Raw genomic sequence first — 16,431 nt, 5'->3', positions numbered from 1 at the left:
CCTCTCTCATCACCACCTGAGTCGGAGCCGAAGACGCCGCCTCGACTTGCCTTTATACGGCAAGCCGGAGTGCGGTCACCACGTCGGGGTGAGGTTGAGGCGGAACAGGTCGCCGGGATCGTAGGCGCGCTTGACCTCGCGCAGGCTCTGCAGGTTGGCCGGGGTGAAGGAGCGGGCGGCCCGCTCGCGGTCGGCGGCGAAGTTGAGGAACGCGCCGCCCTGCGGCAGACCTTCGAGGAGGCGGTCGGCGACGACGGTGAAGGCCGTGTCGCGGTGGGCGGCGGGTCCGGCGTCGGGGCCCGGTTCGGCGATGGCGCCGCCCCAGTGCCTGATCTCGACGGTGGTGTCCGCGGTGGCCGCGAGCCGTTCGACGAGGGCGTCGCCGAGCGAGGTGTACGCCTCCATCGTGCGGGCCGGGGTGCCGCCCATAGCGGTGCGCGAGTACGGCATCGGCCGCAGGTCGTCGGTGAGCGAGGCGCCGAGACGCCGCCAGAGGGGTGCCAGCAGCCGCCCGGTGACGCGCGCCTCGCCGAGCGCCTTGATCACGAGGGTGCGTTCCGGGGTCACGACGGCGGCGGTGCTCAGCTCGGGGCAGGCGTCGGCGGCCCAGTCGCGGTACTCGGCCAGTTGCGCGGCGAGGTCGGTGACGGTGAAGGTGACGGTACCTGCGAGAACGGTCGTCACCGGGTAGAGTTCGAACTCCAGTTCTGTGACCACCGCGAAGCCGGCGCCGCCGCCACGCAACGCCCAGAACAGTTCGGGGTGGTCGTCGTGGCCGATGTCCAGGATGCGTCCGTCGGCGGTGACGACCTCGGCGCGCACGACGCTGTCGGCGGCCAGGCCGTACCTTCGGGCCAGCCAGCCGAGCCCGCCGCCGAGCGTGTAGCCGATGACGCCGACCGTGGTCCCCGAGCCCGACAGCGGCGCGAGCCCGTGTCGGGCGGCCGCCTTCACCACCTCGCCCCACTGGGTTCCCGCGCGGACGACGGCGGTGCGGCGGACCGGGTCGACGTGCACCCCCGTCATGGACGAGGTGCGCAGCAGCAGGCCGCCGTCGGCGGGCACATGGGTGCCGTGGCCGGTGGACTGGACCGCGAGCGGCAGGCCGAGCTCGCTCGCGGCGACGACGGCGGAGCGCACAGCGTCGGCTGTTTCAGCCTCCACGATCATCGCGGGCCGGGGGTCCATCTCCGGGTTGATCGGATTGCGCCGAAGCTCGTCGTAACCGGGATCGCCGGGCAGAAAAGTGCTTGATGCGGTGATCAGGAGTGCCATGTCACCACTGTGCTCCGGGCCGTTTACGGAATCTTTCCGATGCGCTTACGGTGACCCTTACGCGTTCCGGGACAGACCGGACCGCCTATCGCGGAACCAAGCTTGCCGCGATAGGTCGTACGGTGTGCTTCATGAACGAGCTCACGTGGTCACAGGTCAGCGCGCGGCGGCTGGACAGGCAGGGCCTGGCCGGACCGGTCGAGGGCGCCTCCCCCGCCGACGCGGTCTCGGCCATGTGCGGCGCGCACGCCCAGGTGCTGTCGGCCGCCGAGTTGTCGGTCGCGCTGCGGCTGCGCGGCGCGGACAGGACCCGCGTCCAGGACGCGCTCCGGGGCGGGCAGAGCCTGATCAAGACGTTCGGCCCGCGCGGCACGGTGCATCTGCTCGCCGCCCGCGACCTGCCCGTGTGGCTCGGCGCGCTGTCCACGATCCCCGCGACCCACAACCGGATGCCCGACGGCGTCCGGCTCACCCCCGGCCAGCACGAGGAGGTCGTGGCCGCCATCAGGACGGCGCTGACCGGTGCCTGCCTGACCACCGACGAACTCGGCGCGGCCGTCGTCGAGGCCACCGGCCCGTGGGCGGGCGAGAAGGTCATGCCCGCTTTCCAGGACCTGTGGCCGCGCTGGCGGCAGGCCGTCCACAGCGCCGCGCACCAGGGGGCGCTGTGCTTCGGCCCGAACCGGGGCCGCCTGGTCACCTACACGGCGCCGCCCGCCTCCGGCCCGGTCGGCGACGCGCGCGCCCGGCTGACGGCGGCCTATCTGCACGCCTACGGCCCGGCCACCCCTCAGCAGTTCGCCCGCTGGTTGGGCACCCCCGTGACCTGGGCGCGGGCGGCCTTCGCCGAGGTGGAAACCGAGGAGGTGCGTTTCGCGGGCGGCACGGCGTGGGTCCTTCCCGGCGACGCCTCGGCGCCGGAACGGGAGCCGCGCGGGGTGCGGCTGCTGCCGTACTTCGACGGGTACACGATCGCGGCGCAGCCGCGCGAACTGCTGTTCCCCGGCCGGGCGGCCGAGCGGGCGCTGGCGGGCGGCCAGGCGGGCAACTACCCGGTGGTGCTGGTCGACGGCGTCGTCGGCGGGGTGTGGCACCAGCGGCGCGCGGGCAGGCGGATCGCGGTGACGGTGGAGTCGTTCGCGCCGCTGTCGCGGGCGCACCTGCTGGAACTGGAGGAGCAGGTCGCCAGGGTCGGCGAGATCATGCTCGGCACACCCGACCTCACGCTGGGCGAGGTCTCCGTCGGCCCGCACGCCTGAAGCGCGGTTCCGGCCGTGGGGCGCGACGAAGCGCCGCCGCGCCCGCGCCGCCGTACCCGCGCCGAGTGAGCCCGCGTCGGGTGAGCCCGCCCGGGACGGTCGGGCTTAGGTCGGGCTCAGGTCGGACACGGGTCGGGCGGGCTCAGGTCGGGCGCGGCGCGGCGGGTGGCTCGGGTCAGGCGTCGAAGACGGCCGCGAACGACGGGATCCGCGCCCGGTAGTCCTCGAACAGCCGCCTGGCCACACTCACCGAGTCGACCAGCGGGTGCAGCGCGAAGGCGGCCACCGCCAGCCGGGGGGAGCGGGTCAGCGCGGCCTCGATGGTCGTCTGCTCGACGGCCTTGACCTGCTGGACCAGACCGAGGAAGCGGCCGGGCAGCGGCTCGGTGGCCAGCGGGCGGATGCCGGCGCCCGTCACCGAGCAGGGGATCTCGACGACCGCGTCGGCGGGCAGGCCGGGCACGGCGGCGCCGTTGCGCACGTTGAGGATCATCGTGGACGGCTCGCCCCTGGCGATGGCCGCCATCAGCGCCAGCGCGATGCCCTCGTAGCCGCCCGCCGCGAGATCGACGGCGTCGCGCTCGCCCGCGTCGGTGATGTCGCGGGTGTCGGCCATGTAGCTCTGGTCGCGCTCGCGGCGGGTGCGCTCCCAGACCTCCAGCGCCCGCGAGGGGTGCTCGCACACCTCGGTGTAGAAGCGGTCCTGCTGGCCGAGCAGGGCCTCGCCCCGGGTCTGCCGGCCCAGCGCGGCCACGGACTCGCGGTTGAAGTAGTAGTAGTACAGGTACTCGTTGGGCAGCGCGCCGAGCGTGCGCACCCAGTCGGCGCCGAAGATGCGCCCCTCCTCGACCTGCTGGAGGGCGTGGTCGTCGGCGAGCAGGTCGGGCAGCACGTCGCGGCCGTCGTAGGTGAGCCCGCGCAGCCAGCCGAGGTGGTTGAGACCGACGTAGCCGGGCGTGGCCCGCGCCGGGTCGAGGCCGAGGGCGGCGCAGGCGCGCCGGATGAGGCCGATCGGCGAGTCGCAGATGCCGACGACCCGGTCGCCGAGGACTCCCCTCATCGCCTCGGTGATCATTCCGGCGGGGTTGGTGAAGTTGATGACCCAGGCGTCCGGCGCGAGCGCGGCCACCCGTTCGGCCACGTGCATGGCGACGGGGACGGTGCGCAGGCCGTAGGCGATGCCACCGGGGCCGGTGGTCTCCTGGCCGAGCAGGCCGTGATCCAGCGCGACGCGCTCGTCGGCGGTGCGTCCGTCCAGGCCGCCGACGCGGATGGCGGAGAACACGAAGTCGGCTCCGGCCACCGCGTCGTCGAGGTCGGTCGTGGTGCGGACCGGCAGGTCGCGACCGTGGCGGGCGGCCTGCCTGGCCAGGACGTGCTCGATGGCGCGCAGCCGTTCGGTCGAGACGTCGTGGAGGACGACCTCCTCGACCCGGGGCTTGCCGGTGTCGCCCAGCAGCGCGCCGTACACCAGCGGCACGCGGAAGCCGCCGCCCCCGAGGATGACCAGCTTCACGCGAACACCACCTCGGCTCCGGCCGCGGAGCAGTTGGCGAGGGTCTCGGCGTCGGCGCCCCGGTTGGTCACGATGACGTCGATGTCCTCCGGCCCGCACACGCGTAGTGCGCCGCTGCCGGGGAACTTGTGGTGGTCGACCAGCAGGACCACCTGCCGGGCCGAGGCGATCATGGCGCGTTTCAAGGGGACCTCCGCGAGTGTGGTGTCGACGAGTTGTCCGTCCGGTCGGACGCCGCTGCCTCCGAGGAAGACGCGGTCGGCCACGACCTGGCGGAGCGACTCCTCCGTCAGGACGCCGACCAGCGAGTGGTACTGCTTGCGCAGCCTGCCGCCGAGGAGCAGCAGTTCGACGACGGGGTCGGAGCGCAGGACGTCCAGGACGGCCAGGCTGGAGGTGACGACGGTGACCTCGCGCCCGCGCAGCCTGCGGGCCAGGCACACGGTGGTGGTACCGATGTCGAGCAGGACCACGTCGCCGTCGCGCACGAGTTCGGCGGCGCGGGCGGCGACGGCGTCCTTGTCCTGTTCGTCCACCGCGGCGACCTCGGAGAACGGCCGGTCGTCGTCGGCGTCGAAACTCGCGAGGGCGCCGCCGCGCACGCGGCGCAGGGTCCCGTCGCGGTCGAGCACCTCGAGGTCCCTGCGGATGGTGGAGGGGCTCACGCCGAGCAGCCTGGCGAGGTCGGCCACGCTGGTGGCACCGGACTGGCGGACTCTGCGCATGATTTCTTCATGCCTGAGGTGCTGAAGCACGGCATGATGCTAGCAGTCATATCCACCCAATTGCGAGCAACTTTCCGCACAAGAGACTTGATATGAGCGACCAAACATGCAAGATTGCGCACATCGTGCGACCAGCCGAGGAGGGAACTCCCGTGTCCGAGCCGGCCTATGACCCCCTCGCCGCGCTGCGCGGTCCGCAAGGCCCGCAGTTCGACGTATTCCTAGCGGGCACCGTTTTTCTCGACATCATCTTCACCGGCCTGCCCGCGATGCCCGCGTCGGGCACCGAGGTCTGGGCCGAAGGTATGGGCTCCTGTCCAGGTGGCATCGCCAACCTGGCCATCGCCACCAGCAGACTGGGCCTGCGTACGTCGCTCGCCGCCGCGTTCGGCGACGACGACTACGGCGACTTCTGCTGGCGGACGTTGGAAGAGCAGGAGTCGGTCGATCTGTCCCGCTCCCAACGATTCAAGCAGTGGCACTCACCGGTCACCGTCTCCATGGCCGTCGACCGCGACCGGAGCATGGTGACCCACGGCCACGCCGCCCCCGTGAAACCCTCGGAGATGATCGGCTCCCCGCCGCGCTCCGAGGCCGTCATCGTCACCCTCGACCCCGACGAGCCACTCGGCGGCACCGGTGACGACAACTGGGCCGAACTGGCCCGCCGCAACGGCGCGCTGATCTTCGCCGACATCGGGTGGGACCCGACCGGCGACTGGTCACCCGCCCTGCTGGACCAGCTCGCCTACTGTCACGCCTTCATGCCCAACGCGGTCGAGGCGATGGCCTACACCGGCACCGACACACCGCGCGACGCGCTCTACGCGCTCGCCGACCGGGTGCCGCTGGCCATCGTCACCGACGGCGTGAACGGCTCGATGGCCATCGACGCCAAGACCGGCGAGGAGGCGTTCGTACCCGCTCCACGGGTCGCGGCGCTCGACCCGACCGGCGCCGGCGACGTCTTCGGCGCCGGCATCGTGCTCGGCACGCTGTGCGGATGGCCGCTGACCGACCGCCTGGCCTTCGCCGGGCTGTGCGCCGCGCTCGCCGTCCAGCAGTTCGGCGGATCCCTGGCCGCTCCCGGCTGGGGCGACATCGCCGACTGGTGGCACGAGGTTCGCGCCGCCGCCGGGCACAACGGCGCCTACGGCGAGTCCCTCGCCCGCCGTTACGCCTTCCTCGACCGGCTGGTGCCCACGGTCCCGGTGGGCGCCGTACACCGGGCGGCCGCCACCATCGCCCGCTACGCGGACCTGCAGCAACCGGCACACAAGGAGTAACCCAGATGGCCGCCTCGATCCCCCGGACACTCCTCGCGATCAGCGCGGGCCTGCTCACGCTGGCCGCGTGCGCGCCCGGAACCTCGGCACCTCCCGCATCGAACTCCGCCCAGCCGACCCCCGCCTCGGTACGCACCGACCCGGCCGCCATGGGCAAGATCACCCTCACGGTCTGGGACCAGGAGGTGCGCGGCGGGCAAGCCGCCCAGATGAAGGCGCTCAACACCGCCTTCCAGGCCAAGTACCCCAACATCACCATCAACCGGGTCTCGCGCTCGTTCGACGACCTCAACACCACGCTGCGGCTGGCGCTGTCGGGCAACGAGCCGCCCGACGTCGTCCAGGCCAACAACGGCCGCCCGCAGATGGGCGCCTTCGTCAAGGCGGGGCAGCTGCGCCCGCTCGACCCCTACGCCAAGGCGTACGGCTGGAGCGAGCGCTTCCCCCAGTCGGTGCTGCAGTACGTGAGCTACAGCCCCGACGGCAAGGACTTCGGCCAGGGCAGCCTGTACGGTCTCCCCCAGGTCGGCGAGGTCGTCGGCATCCTGTACAACAAGGACAAGCTCACCAAGCTCGGCCTCCAGCCGCCGAAGACGTGGGCCGACTTCGAGGCCGCGCTCGCCAAGGCCAAGTCGGGCGGCGAAGTGCCGATCCAGCTCGGCAACCTGGACAAGTGGCCCGGGGTGCACGTGCTGGGGACCGTACAGGGCCAGCATGTGCCGGCCGACCAGATCCGCGCCCTCGGCTTCGGCCGCAAGGGCGCCACCTGGAACACGCCGGAGAACACCAAGACGGCGCAGCAGCTCGCCGACTGGGTGGGCAAGGGCTACTTCAACAAGGGCTTCAACGGCCAGGGCTACGACCCGTCGTGGCAGGCGTTCGGCAAGGGTGAGGGCGTCTTCCTCATCGGCGGGAGCTGGCTCATCGCCGACCTCGCCAAGACGATGGGCGCCAAGCTGGGCTTCATGCTGCCGCCCGGCTCGCCGCCGGTGGCCACGGGCGGCACCGGGCTGCCGTTCTCCGTCACCTCCAAGAGCGCCAACCCCGACGCGGCCGCCGCCTACATCGACTTCATCACCAACGCCGAGGCGATGAAGGTGCTGGCCGAGAACGGGCTGATGCCGGTCTCCGACACGCAGTCCCAGCAGGTGGCGGAGGGGCCGGTGAAGGACATGTTCACGGCGTTCGGCACGGCCAGCCAGGAGAACGGCCTGGTGCCCTACCTCGACTACGCCACCCCGACCTTCGGTGACACGCTCGGCGCCGCGCTGCAGGACCTGCTGGCGGACAAGAAGTCGCCGCAGGAGTTCCTGGACGCGCTGGAGAAGGACTACAAGTCGTTCGTGGACAGCAACGGATGACCGGCAGACCGCCGGGAGAGCCGCGCCGCGCCGCCTACCTGTTCATCCTGCCCGCCTTCCTGGTGTACGCGCTCTTCCTGCTCTACCCCATCGGCCGGGCGGTGCAGTTGTCGCTCTACGACTGGGACGGGCTGTCGCTGGGCACGTGGGCGGGGCTGGACAACTATGTGGAGATCGTGGCGGACGAGGGGCTGCGCGCCGCCTTCTGGCACGCTTTGGTGCTGATCGGCTTCTTCTGCGTGCTGCCGCTCGGCATCGGGCTGCTGCTGGCCGCGATCCTCAACCACTCCAAGGTGCGCGGGCTCGGTTTCTTCCGGACGGTCGTCTTCCTGCCGCAGGTGGTCGCCATGGTCGTGGTGGCCGTGGCCTGGCGGCGTGTCTACGCTCCCGACGGCACGCTCAACGACGTGCTGAGCGCGATCGGCCTCGACGGGCTGACCAGGGGCTGGCTGGGCGACTACGCCTTCGCGCTGCCCGCCGTCGGCGTGATCGGCACCTGGTTCGAGACGGGCCTGGTGACCGTGCTGCTGCTGGCGGGCATGAGCCGGATCCCGGGCGAGTTGTACGAGGCGGCCCGGCTCGACGGCGCGGGTGCGGTCCGCGAGTTCTTCGCGGTCACGCTCCCCGCCGTGCGCGGCGAGATCGCGGTCGCGCTCACGCTGACCGTCATCGCCGCGCTGCGCACCTTCGACCTCGTGTACATGACCACGCGCGGCGGCCCGGGCGACTCCACGAGCGTGCCCGCCTACGAGGTGTACTCACGGGCCTTCGAGGAGGGCCAGGTGGGCTCGGCGGCGGCGATCGGGGTGACCATCACCGTGGTCATCTTCACCATCTCGTTCGCGATCAACCGCTTCGCCGACAGGGGCAGCTCGTGATCTCCAACGCCGAACGCATGGCCAACTACGCGATCCTGCTGGTGTTCGCGGCCTTCGCGCTGTTTCCGATCGTGACGATCCTGGGGGCGGCGCTCGGCCCCTCCGACAGCGGCGACACGGCCGGGCTCGCCAACTTCGCGCAGGCGTGGGAGATCGGCCGGTTCGGCTCCTACCTGCGCACGAGCGTCCTGGTGTCGGTGTTCGTGGTGGTCGGCAGCGTGGTGCTGTCGGTCATGAGCGGGTACGCCTTCGGCACCATGCGCTTTCGCGGCTCGTCCGCGCTGTTCTACCTGTTCCTGCTCGGGATCATGATGCCGAGCGAGGCCATCGCCGTACCCCTCTACTTCGACCTGCGCTCTCTCGGCCTGACCGACACGTTCTGGTCGATCGCGATGCCGCAGCTCGCGCTCTCCGTGGCGTTCGGCACGTTCTGGATGCGCGCCTACTTCCGGGCGAGCAACCGGGCGATCGTCGAGGCCGCCCGCATCGACGGCGCCTCCACCTGGCGCATCCTGTGGCAGGTGCTGGTGCCGCCGGCGCGGCCCGCCATCGTCACGCTGACCGTGCTGGTGTTCATGTGGACGTGGAACGAGTTCCTCATCCCGCTGATCATGGTCACCAAGGAGTCGCTGCGCACCGCCCCCCTCGGCCTGGCCTTCTTCCAGGGCCAGCACACCGCCGGCTTCACCCTGCTCGCCGCCGGCGCCGTCATCGTCGCGACCCCGGTCGTGATCTTCTACCTGTTCCTCCAGCGTCACTTCATCCGCGGTCTGCTCCACGGAGCGGTTCGCGAGTAATCCTCACGGAGGTCCCATGCGCGCGCTCCTCATGGCCGCACTACTCCATCTCTCACCCGCCCAGGCGGCCGCCGCGCCGCCGCCGTTAGCGCCCGATCCCACTGCTTCGCCGTCGGCCGCTGCCGCCGAGCGGGCCGCGTCGTCGCCCGCCGACCTGGACGCGCTGTTCGTCGGCGCGCATCCCGACGACGAGGCCTTCAGCCTGTCCACGCTCGGGCAGTGGAACGAGGACCACGGCGTGCGCACCGGCGTCGTCACCGTCACCAGGGGCGAGGGCGGCGGCAACGCGGTCGGCCCCGAGGAGGGCCCGGCGCTCGGCCTGCTGCGCGAGCAGGAGGAACGCGCCGCGGTCGGCAAGGCCGGGGTGCGCGAGGTGTTCAACCTCGACGACGTCGACTTCTACTACACGGTCAGTGCCCCGCTCACCGACCAGGTGTGGGGCGGCGACACGCTGGAGAAGGTCGTCCGGCTGGTCAGGCAGACCCGCCCGGAGATCCTCATGACGATGGACCCGGCCCCCACGCCGGGCAACCACGGCAACCACCAGCAGGCCGCCAGGCTGACCGCCGAGGCGTTCTACGCCGCCGGCGACCCGTCGGTCTTCCCTGACCAGATCCGCAAGGAGGGACTGCGCCCGTTCGCACCCGCCAAGCTGCTGCTCGGCCGGCCGCGCGGCAACTCGCAGAACGGCCCGTCGTGTTCGTCGACGTTCCGGCCGAACGACCCGACGCAGAACGTCTTCGGCGTCTGGAGCGGGAAGACCTCCACCTCCCAGAAGCGCACCTGGGCCGCCATCGAGCGCGACGCCCAGCGCGTGTACGCCTCGCAGGGCTGGGCGGGCTTCCCCGACGTGCCCACGGATCCGGCGCAGCTCGGCTGCGACTTCTTCGCGCAGGTGGACTCGCGGGTGCCGTTCCCGGCACCCGGCTCGGCGGCCGCCGCGGCGCCGACCGCGATCCTCGACGGCGCCCTCACCAGGGCGGCGGGGACCGTCCCGCTCGGCACCCGGCTGGAGCTGTCGCCCAGTTCGTTCGCGGTACGGCCGGGCAAGCCGTTCACGGTGAAGGTCACCGCGAGCGGCACCGGGGAGCTCGGCCGCTCCTCCGTGGCGCTGCGGGTGCCGGAGGGCTGGCAGGTCAGCGGCTCCGGCGACCTCGGACGGCTGAAGCCGGGCCGAGACGCGAGCGCGAGCTTCACGGTCACGCCCTCGAAGGAGGGGCGGGCCCGGGTAGGGGCCGAGCTCACCACCGAGCGGGGCACGGGCTACACCGACCGGCAGGTCGAGGTGGGCCCGGCCGTACGGGCGACGCAGCAGCTCCTGCCGCAGGTCGCGCAGTACGAGAAGTGGGCCGAGCCCATGCCGCAGTTGCGCGGGCTGGTGCCGCCGGTGCTCACGCTGCCGTCCGGCGGCACCCGCACGGTCGGCGTGGCCGTCTCCAACTCCGGTGACAGCGCCCAGTCGGGTACCGTGCGGATCCAGTTGCCCGACGGCTTCACCGCCGACCGGACCGAGGCCCCGTACTCCGGGCTGGCGCCGGGGGCGACGACGACGGTACCGTTCACGGTCACCAACTCCGACCCGTCGCTGAAGACCTCCAACGAGGGCGGCGACTACCTGTACACGATCACCGCGACCGGCTCGGACGGCTCCAGCGTGGCCAAGCCCGCGCTCGAACTCGTACCCGCCACCACGATCCCGCAGGCGTCCTCGGCCCCGGTCGTGGACGGCGCCGAGGGCGACGGCGAGTACTCCGGCGCCGCGCTGGACATCTCCCGGCTCTGGGAGGGCAGCGCCTGCACGTCGGCGGCCGACTGCTCGGGCACGGCCAAGCTCGCCTGGCACGGCACCGACCTGTACGTGCTGGCCAAGGTGAAGGACGACGTGCTCGGCACCCGTCTGGCCGCCTCCGACTGCAAGCGGCACTGGCGGACCGACGCGGTGGAGGTCACGCTCGACCCGCGCGGCACCTCGGAGAACACCTCGACGACGTTCAAGGCCGCGGTGCTGCCGGTGACGGCGGAGGGCCCGGCGTGCGTGCTGCGTGACGCCGACAGCGGCCAGGGTCAGCAGACGCCGGGGCTGAAGGCGGCCTCGAAGGTCGGCACCGGGGAGTACACGGTCGAACTGGCCATCCCGTTCGCCGCGCTGCCCGACAAGGTCGATCCCCGCAAGCTGGGGGTGAACGTGCTGGTCTACGACTCCGACACCCAGGACAAGACCGGTCAGACCCGGATCGGCTGGTCCACGTGGGGCGGGGTGCAGGGCGACCCGTACCGCTGGGGTGCGGCCGAGCTCACCGGGTACGAGCCGCCGGCCCGTGAGCCGTCGGCGCCGGTGATCCCGGATGTGGCGCTGTCCAGCCTGGACTCTCCGCAGTCGCTGGAGCAGTCCGTACGGCTCGGCCTGCCGCTGGCCGGCGGCCCCGCCGCGAAGGACCGGGCCCGGATCGTCTCGGCCAAGACCGAGCAGGGCGGTGTGAAGGTCACGTTGCGGGCGGGCGGGGCGGGCAAGGCCCACCTGTTCGTCCGCGACGCCGACGGCACGGCGGGCAGCCGGGTCGTCGACGTCGCCGGGGCGGGCACCACTACGGTCACCGTCCCGCTGACCCGGGCGGCCTCGGCGCGGCCGGTCGTGCTGGCCGGTTGGCAGGCCGCCTCGGGCGGGACGCACGCCTCACAGGCGCGAGTGCGTTGATCGGCGGGCGGGCGGCATCCTCCAGCAGGGCCGCCCGCCTACCTGTCTGTCAGGGGTTGCCGGGGTAGATCCTCGGCGCGACGGGCTGGAGTTGGCGGCTGTTCCCGGCCGCCCCGAACGGGGCCTTCACCTGGGCGATGGTGGTGTCGGTGGCCTCGGCGTGGTCGTTGAAGACGATCCAGTGGACCGGCGTGTACGGGGAGGACGTGAGCGAGCCGGAGTAGCGGAAGCTCGCCTTGCCGGCCGGGAGCATTCCGGCGAGGTTCACGGAGCCGATGTTCCAGCTCCCGCCGTGGTTGGTCGGCACGCCGTTGAAGGCGTGGTCGTGCGCGTCGGAGGCCGGAAAGCTCACGCCGTCGATGAGGACGCCGAGCACCACGGTGTCCCCGGCGGGGGTCTTGTTGACGAAGTGGGCCTCTGAGGGGGCCACTGCCTGGCCCTGGAACTTGTGCTCGGCGTCGAAGTGGTAGTGCACTTCTTCGAGCACGTACTTCGTGCTGCCGTACATGACGTGCGGGTCGCTGAGCTTGTCGGGGATGAAGGCGACATCGTCGTGGCTGTCGACGACGCCCAAGGGGGCCTTGTCGCGGAACTCCATCTTCCCGTCGGCGTAGCCGTAGTTGATGGTGAGCGCCGGGGTGGCGGGGCCGCAGTTCTGCGAGCGGTCGATCTCCACCGGGCTCTGGACGTGGCCGGGGGCTCCGGTACACGCCTGCTGGGCCTGCGCGGGTGCTGCGACGAGTGCTGCCGTCGTCGCGACGGCGATCAGTAACTTGGTTAAGCGAGAGAGCATGTACTACCTTTCGTTCGCGGATCATCCCGGACTCGGTGGTGGCACGCGCGCGCTGGAGCCGTCACCGCCGAGACGAATCTGCCGGTGGGGCGTTCTCACGATAAGTCGGGATTCGTGATCATTCGAGGCTTGCGTTTTCCGGCAAAACCGTGACCCTAGGCTTCGGTCGGCCGAATTCGCACGCCAGAGGGGGTGCGGGCCGAATCAAAAATGATCTAGATTCTTCCGGAAACGGGGGTACGGCTCGGCTACGGCCGCCCGCGCTCGAAGATTTTCAACCCGCGATCGCCACCCGGCGCGTACTCTCCCTCACTCACCGCCACGACACTCGCCCTCTCCCGGCACCCGCCCTCTCCCGGAACCCGGCTTTCCCCCCGCACTCGCCTCCCGCGCCCCTTCCGGCCTCGGCGGCCCGTCCGGGACAGGGGCGAGGGTGGCACTGTCGTGCCGGTACAGCTCCGGGCGGGGGGCGTAGTACGGCAGGTGGTCGAAGGGGCACCACAGCAGCCGCATGACGTCCGTGCCGCCGGGGAAGGGCGGCTCGGTCACGTCGGCGGCGAACAGTTGCACGACCGGCACCAGCGGGTGCGGCCGCGACCTCCGGGAAGACCTTCTCCACGTCGATCGGGCGCGGCGGGGTGGTGCGGGCCATCGGGGCGGCTCCTGGGCTGGGCGTGATCTTCCGTCACACTCTGAGGTCGGCCGCCCATTCGCCGAGCCCGCGCATGACGGGCTGGTCCGGTTCGGTGAGGGCGACGGCGTGGAAGGCGTGCGGCAGCCCTTCGTGCACCTCCAGCCGCACGTCCACGCCCGCCTCCCGGGCGGCCCGTGTCAGCCGCAGCGCGTCGTCCAGCAGGATCTCGTCGCCGCCCACGGCCACCAGCAGCGGCGGCAAACCGGCGAGGTCGCCGTGCAGCGGCGACTGCGGCGCCCGATCGGGTTCGGCGCCGTCGAGGTAGGCGGCGACCGAGACGGCGAGCAGGTCCGGCGGCAGGATGTCCAGGCCCGCTCCGCCGCGCAGGGACCCGCCGCTCAACGTCAGGTCGGTGACCGGCGCGAACAGCGCGGCCCCGCGCGGCATGGCGGCGCCGGCGCGCTTCAGTTCCAGCAGCGCCGACAGCGCGATGGCGCCGCCGGCGGACTCGCCGAACACGAGCACGTCCTCCGGCCGGACACCCTGGGCCAGCACGGCGCGGTAGGCGGCGACCACGTCGTCCATGGCCGCCGGGAACGGGTGGGCGGGGGCGAGCCGGTAGTCGACGTGCCGCACGGGACGGCGCAGGGTCTGCGACAGCCGGTAGGCCATCACGGCCTCGATCTCCGGCTGTGCCATGACGAAGGCGCCGCCGTGGACGTACAGAACGGCTCCGGGACCGGAGCCGGGCGCACTGATCCACGAACCGAGGACGCGGGCGTCGGCGGGCAGGTTCATCGGCAGCGCGGCGAGCCCGGCGAGGTAGGCGCGGACGTGGTCGCGCTCCTGCGGGGAGTAGGGGACGTGCATGGGGTAAGTGTGGAGGCCGCGGGTCAGCTGAGGTAGTCGCGCAGCGCCAGGGAACGCGACGGGTGACGGAGCTTCGACATCGTCTTCGACTCGATCTGGCGGATGCGCTCGCGGGTCACGCCGTACACCTTGCCGATCTCGTCCAGCGTCATCGGCCTGCCGTCGGCCAGGCCGTAGCGCATGGTGATGACCCCGGCCTCGCGCTCGGACAACTCGCCGAGCAGGTCGCGCAACTGCTGCTGCATGAGCGTGAAGGAGACGGCGTCGGCGGGCGAGACGGCCTCGGTGTCCTCGATGAGGTCGCCGAACTCGCTGTCGCCCTCCTCGCCGAGCGGGGTGCTCAGCGAGATCGGCTCGCGGCTGTATGCCTGCACCTCGACGACCCGCTCCGGGGTCAGCTCGACCTGCGGGGCGATCTCCTCCGGCGTCGGCTCGCGGCCCAGCTCGATCTGGAGCTGCCGTTCGACCCGGGCCACCTTGTTGATCAGCTCGACCATGTGCACCGGGATGCGGATCGTGCGCGCCTGGTCGGCCATCGCGCGGGTGATGGCCTGCTTGATCCACCATGTCGCGTACGTCGAGAACTTGAAGCCCAGCCGATAGTCGAACTTCTCGATCGTACGGATCAGGCCGAGGTTGCCCTCCTGGATGAGGTCGAGGAACAGCATGCCGCGCCCGGTGTAACGCTTGGCGATGGAGACGACCAGGCGCAGGTTGGCCTCCAGCATGCGCTCCTTGGCGCGGGTGCCGTCGTGGACGATCCACTCCAGTTCGGCACGGAGTTCGGCGGCCATGGCCGGCTCGGTGTCGAGCCGCTCTCGGGCGAACAGCCCCGCCTCGATGCGCTTGGCCAGTTCGATCTCCTGCTCCGCCGTGAGGAGGGGGACCCGGCCGATCTCCTTCAGATACGCCTTCACTGAGTCGCCGGTGCCCGGTGCGCTGTCGTCGAGTACGGGAAGCTCTGCTACGTCGGACAAGACACTCTCCTCGCTTCGGTCGGCCGGCTTCGGCTGGAGGTCTCCATTCCACGCTACCCAACGAGGCGCGAACCCTACCGCCACAGAATTCGCGAGACCCGGCCCGGCCCAGCTCACCTGGGAGAACACCGGTCCGTCCGGGAAACTTCCCCGTGGGGGCCCCGGATTCCGGCCCGGTGCGGCGTGGCGGCGGGTGGCGCGACCCCGTCAGGAGCGTCTCCCTGGAGGCCCCCGGCCGGAGTGCGGCGGGTGGCGGGTGGCCGGCCGGGCCGTGCGAGGACTCAGGGCCAGCGCACCCGCGCGGCCGGGAAGCCGCAGAAGGCCAGCAGCCGCGCCCCCTCCTCCTCCAGCTCCGCGCGCGTGCCGTCCGGCAGCGGCGCGAAGGGCCGCATGACGAGGGTGCCGTCCGCGATGTCCCACATTCCGGCGACCGCCCCGTCCACCAGGAACGTCGGGTACACGGCGGCTCCGACGCACACCTGCCTGCGCCGCTCGTCGGTGAGCATGCGCCTGCGGTCGGCGTAGGCCACGATGAGGTTGTCGAACCACGGCAGGAAGCGCACCGGCGCCGGGGTGTCGGCGGCGACGAGCGGCGCGCCGGGCAGGTCGTAGAGGACTCTGCCCGACTCGTCCAGGTAGGTGCGCAGGTCCATGCGCTCGGCGACGGCCTTGAGACGGGTCAGGCCCGACCACGCCTGTATGTCCATGACGCTCGCCGGGCCGAAGGCGGCCAGGTAGCGGGTCACGAGCCGATCCAGTGGCGGGTCCGCCTCCAGCGGGTGCCCCAGCCACTCCTCCGCCAGCGTGAACGGCGTCGCGCCGCCCTGGTTCCAGGTGCCGTTGGGCGGGGTGTGCACGATCGGGACCAGGAACTGCGCGGACGCGGCCAGCGCGAGGGGCTCCACCCCGGGCCAGCGTTCGGCCAGCAGGTCGCGCAGCCGAGGCCGGGTGAGGGTGCGGCCGGTCAGGTGCCGCCGGGTCAGCGCGGTCAGTTCACCCAGGTCCACGTCCCGCGTCGCCTTGCCGAAGGCGCCCTTCCGGGTACGGCTCATCGGCGCCTGCGCGAGCGACCTCAGCCATCGGTAGTCGGCGGCGGAGCTGAGGTGCTGGGTGGCGCGCAGCAGCGTCCCCCTGACCACCTGCCTGCCGTACAGGAGGGAGGTCAGGTCGTCGTGGGCGAAGCCGTTCAGCCGCGACCACAGTCCGACGTACGGCGGGTTGGCCTCCTGTCCCTGCACGGCGACGAGCCGTTCGATCGCCTCCAGGGCGGTGAGGTCCGCCCGCTCCAGCAGCAGTTGCCGCTGGAGGGTGGTCCGGTTGAGTGTCGCCTGGCTCAGTGGCATGACCGCCACGGTAGGCGGCGAT

The 16,431-nt window shown here is 71.8% G+C and carries 13 protein-coding genes and 1 pseudogene; 6 read left to right on the top strand and 8 right to left on the bottom strand.

Annotated features, from left to right (window positions below):
• Positions 1-75: 75 nt before the first annotated feature.
• On the bottom strand, positions 76-1,275 hold the full coding sequence (locus ABD120_RS21670) for an FAD-binding oxidoreductase (protein WP_343951786.1): 1,200 nt from the start codon (positions 1,273-1,275) through the stop codon (positions 76-78).
• 131 nt (positions 1,276-1,406) lie between these two features.
• Here ABD120_RS21670 and ABD120_RS21665 point away from each other — a divergent pair, with 131 nt between their 5' ends.
• Entirely contained in the window at positions 1,407-2,534 is a 1,128-nt protein-coding gene (locus ABD120_RS21665; RefSeq protein WP_343951785.1) for a winged helix DNA-binding domain-containing protein, read from the top strand.
• A 175-nt stretch (positions 2,535-2,709) separates the two neighbouring features.
• On the opposite strand, the gene ABD120_RS21660 is transcribed toward ABD120_RS21665, so the two are convergent.
• Together ABD120_RS21660 and ABD120_RS21655 are read right to left on the bottom strand one after the other, a co-directional pair.
• Positions 2,710-4,050 (bottom strand): 6-phospho-beta-glucosidase, encoded by a 1,341-nt coding sequence (locus tag ABD120_RS21660; RefSeq protein WP_343951784.1) that lies wholly within the window; start codon positions 4,048-4,050, stop codon positions 2,710-2,712.
• On the bottom strand, positions 4,047-4,805 hold the full coding sequence (locus ABD120_RS21655) for a DeoR/GlpR family DNA-binding transcription regulator (RefSeq protein WP_343951783.1): 759 nt from the start codon (positions 4,803-4,805) through the stop codon (positions 4,047-4,049). The genes ABD120_RS21660 and ABD120_RS21655 overlap by 4 nt, the downstream gene beginning before the upstream one ends.
• A 122-nt stretch (positions 4,806-4,927) precedes the next feature.
• On the opposite strand from ABD120_RS21655, the gene ABD120_RS21650 reads away from it, so the two are divergent.
• Genes ABD120_RS21650 through ABD120_RS21630 form a run of 5 tightly spaced genes read left to right on the top strand, consistent with a single transcriptional unit; the run spans position 4,928 to position 11,792 of the window.
• Positions 4,928-6,061, top strand: a complete 1,134-nt coding sequence (locus tag ABD120_RS21650; protein WP_343951782.1) for a carbohydrate kinase family protein — start codon at positions 4,928-4,930, stop codon at positions 6,059-6,061.
• A 5-nt stretch (positions 6,062-6,066) separates the two neighbouring features.
• Positions 6,067-7,422, top strand: a complete 1,356-nt coding sequence (locus ABD120_RS21645; RefSeq protein ID WP_343951781.1) for an extracellular solute-binding protein — start codon at positions 6,067-6,069, stop codon at positions 7,420-7,422.
• Entirely contained in the window at positions 7,419-8,300 is an 882-nt protein-coding gene (locus ABD120_RS21640) for a carbohydrate ABC transporter permease (protein ID WP_343951780.1), read from the top strand. The genes ABD120_RS21645 and ABD120_RS21640 overlap by 4 nt, the downstream gene beginning before the upstream one ends.
• The gene (locus tag ABD120_RS21635; protein WP_343951779.1) at positions 8,297-9,097 is read left to right on the top strand and encodes a carbohydrate ABC transporter permease; all 801 of its coding nucleotides are present in this window, start codon (positions 8,297-8,299) and stop codon (positions 9,095-9,097) included. Before ABD120_RS21640 ends, ABD120_RS21635 begins: the two co-directional genes overlap by 4 nt.
• 16 nt (positions 9,098-9,113) lie before the next feature.
• Positions 9,114-11,792: a sugar-binding protein gene (locus tag ABD120_RS21630; protein ID WP_343951778.1), complete on the top strand. Its 2,679-nt coding sequence runs from the start codon at positions 9,114-9,116 to the stop codon at positions 11,790-11,792.
• Positions 11,793-11,841: 49 nt separating this feature from the next.
• On the opposite strand, the gene ABD120_RS21625 is transcribed toward ABD120_RS21630, so the two are convergent.
• The 5 genes and pseudogenes from ABD120_RS21625 to ABD120_RS21605 all read right to left on the bottom strand — a co-directional run bounded on the left by ABD120_RS21625 (position 11,842) and on the right by ABD120_RS21605 (position 16,409).
• A complete protein-coding gene (locus ABD120_RS21625) occupies positions 11,842-12,585 on the bottom strand; it encodes a carbonic anhydrase family protein (RefSeq protein ID WP_343951777.1) in 744 nt (247 codons plus the stop codon).
• A 309-nt stretch (positions 12,586-12,894) separates the two neighbouring features.
• Positions 12,895-13,155 carry a hypothetical protein gene (locus ABD120_RS21620; protein WP_343951776.1) on the bottom strand — a complete coding sequence of 87 codons (261 nt, stop codon included), beginning with the start codon at positions 13,153-13,155 and terminating at the stop codon, positions 12,895-12,897.
• A gap of 115 nt (positions 13,156-13,270) precedes the next feature.
• The gene (locus ABD120_RS21615) at positions 13,271-14,089 is read right to left on the bottom strand and encodes an alpha/beta hydrolase (protein WP_343951775.1); all 819 of its coding nucleotides are present in this window, start codon (positions 14,087-14,089) and stop codon (positions 13,271-13,273) included.
• 23 nt (positions 14,090-14,112) lie between these two features.
• A pseudogene (locus ABD120_RS21610) lies at positions 14,113-15,096 on the bottom strand (RNA polymerase sigma factor); the annotation flags it as partial.
• Positions 15,097-15,347: 251 nt separating this feature from the next.
• Complete coding sequence (locus tag ABD120_RS21605) at positions 15,348-16,409, bottom strand: winged helix DNA-binding domain-containing protein (protein ID WP_343951774.1); 1,062 nt, start codon at positions 16,407-16,409, stop codon at positions 15,348-15,350.
• Positions 16,410-16,431: the final 22 nt, after the last annotated feature.

The sequence above is a fragment of the Nonomuraea longicatena genome (assembly GCF_039525605.1).
Taxonomy (GTDB): Bacteria; Actinomycetota; Actinomycetes; order Streptosporangiales; family Streptosporangiaceae; genus Nonomuraea; species Nonomuraea longicatena.
This window is presented reverse-complemented; position numbering and strand designations above follow the sequence as displayed.

What these genes read in the sequence shown, in the direction of transcription:
- ABD120_RS21630 (WP_343951778.1), top strand. Translation starts at nt 9,114, where the DNA reads ATGCGCGCGCTCCTCATGGCCGCACTACTCCATCTCTCACCCGCCCAG.
- ABD120_RS21615 (WP_343951775.1), bottom strand. Translation starts at nt 14,089, where the DNA reads ATGCACGTCCCCTACTCCCCGCAGGAGCGCGACCACGTCCGCGCCTAC.
- ABD120_RS21670 (WP_343951786.1), bottom strand. Translation starts at nt 1,275, where the DNA reads ATGGCACTCCTGATCACCGCATCAAGCACTTTTCTGCCCGGCGATCCC.
- ABD120_RS21665 (WP_343951785.1), top strand. Translation starts at nt 1,407, where the DNA reads ATGAACGAGCTCACGTGGTCACAGGTCAGCGCGCGGCGGCTGGACAGG.
- ABD120_RS21645 (WP_343951781.1), top strand. Translation starts at nt 6,067, where the DNA reads ATGGCCGCCTCGATCCCCCGGACACTCCTCGCGATCAGCGCGGGCCTG.
- ABD120_RS21625 (WP_343951777.1), bottom strand. Translation starts at nt 12,585, where the DNA reads ATGCTCTCTCGCTTAACCAAGTTACTGATCGCCGTCGCGACGACGGCA.
- ABD120_RS21605 (WP_343951774.1), bottom strand. Translation starts at nt 16,409, where the DNA reads ATGCCACTGAGCCAGGCGACACTCAACCGGACCACCCTCCAGCGGCAA.
- ABD120_RS21640 (WP_343951780.1), top strand. Translation starts at nt 7,419, where the DNA reads ATGACCGGCAGACCGCCGGGAGAGCCGCGCCGCGCCGCCTACCTGTTC.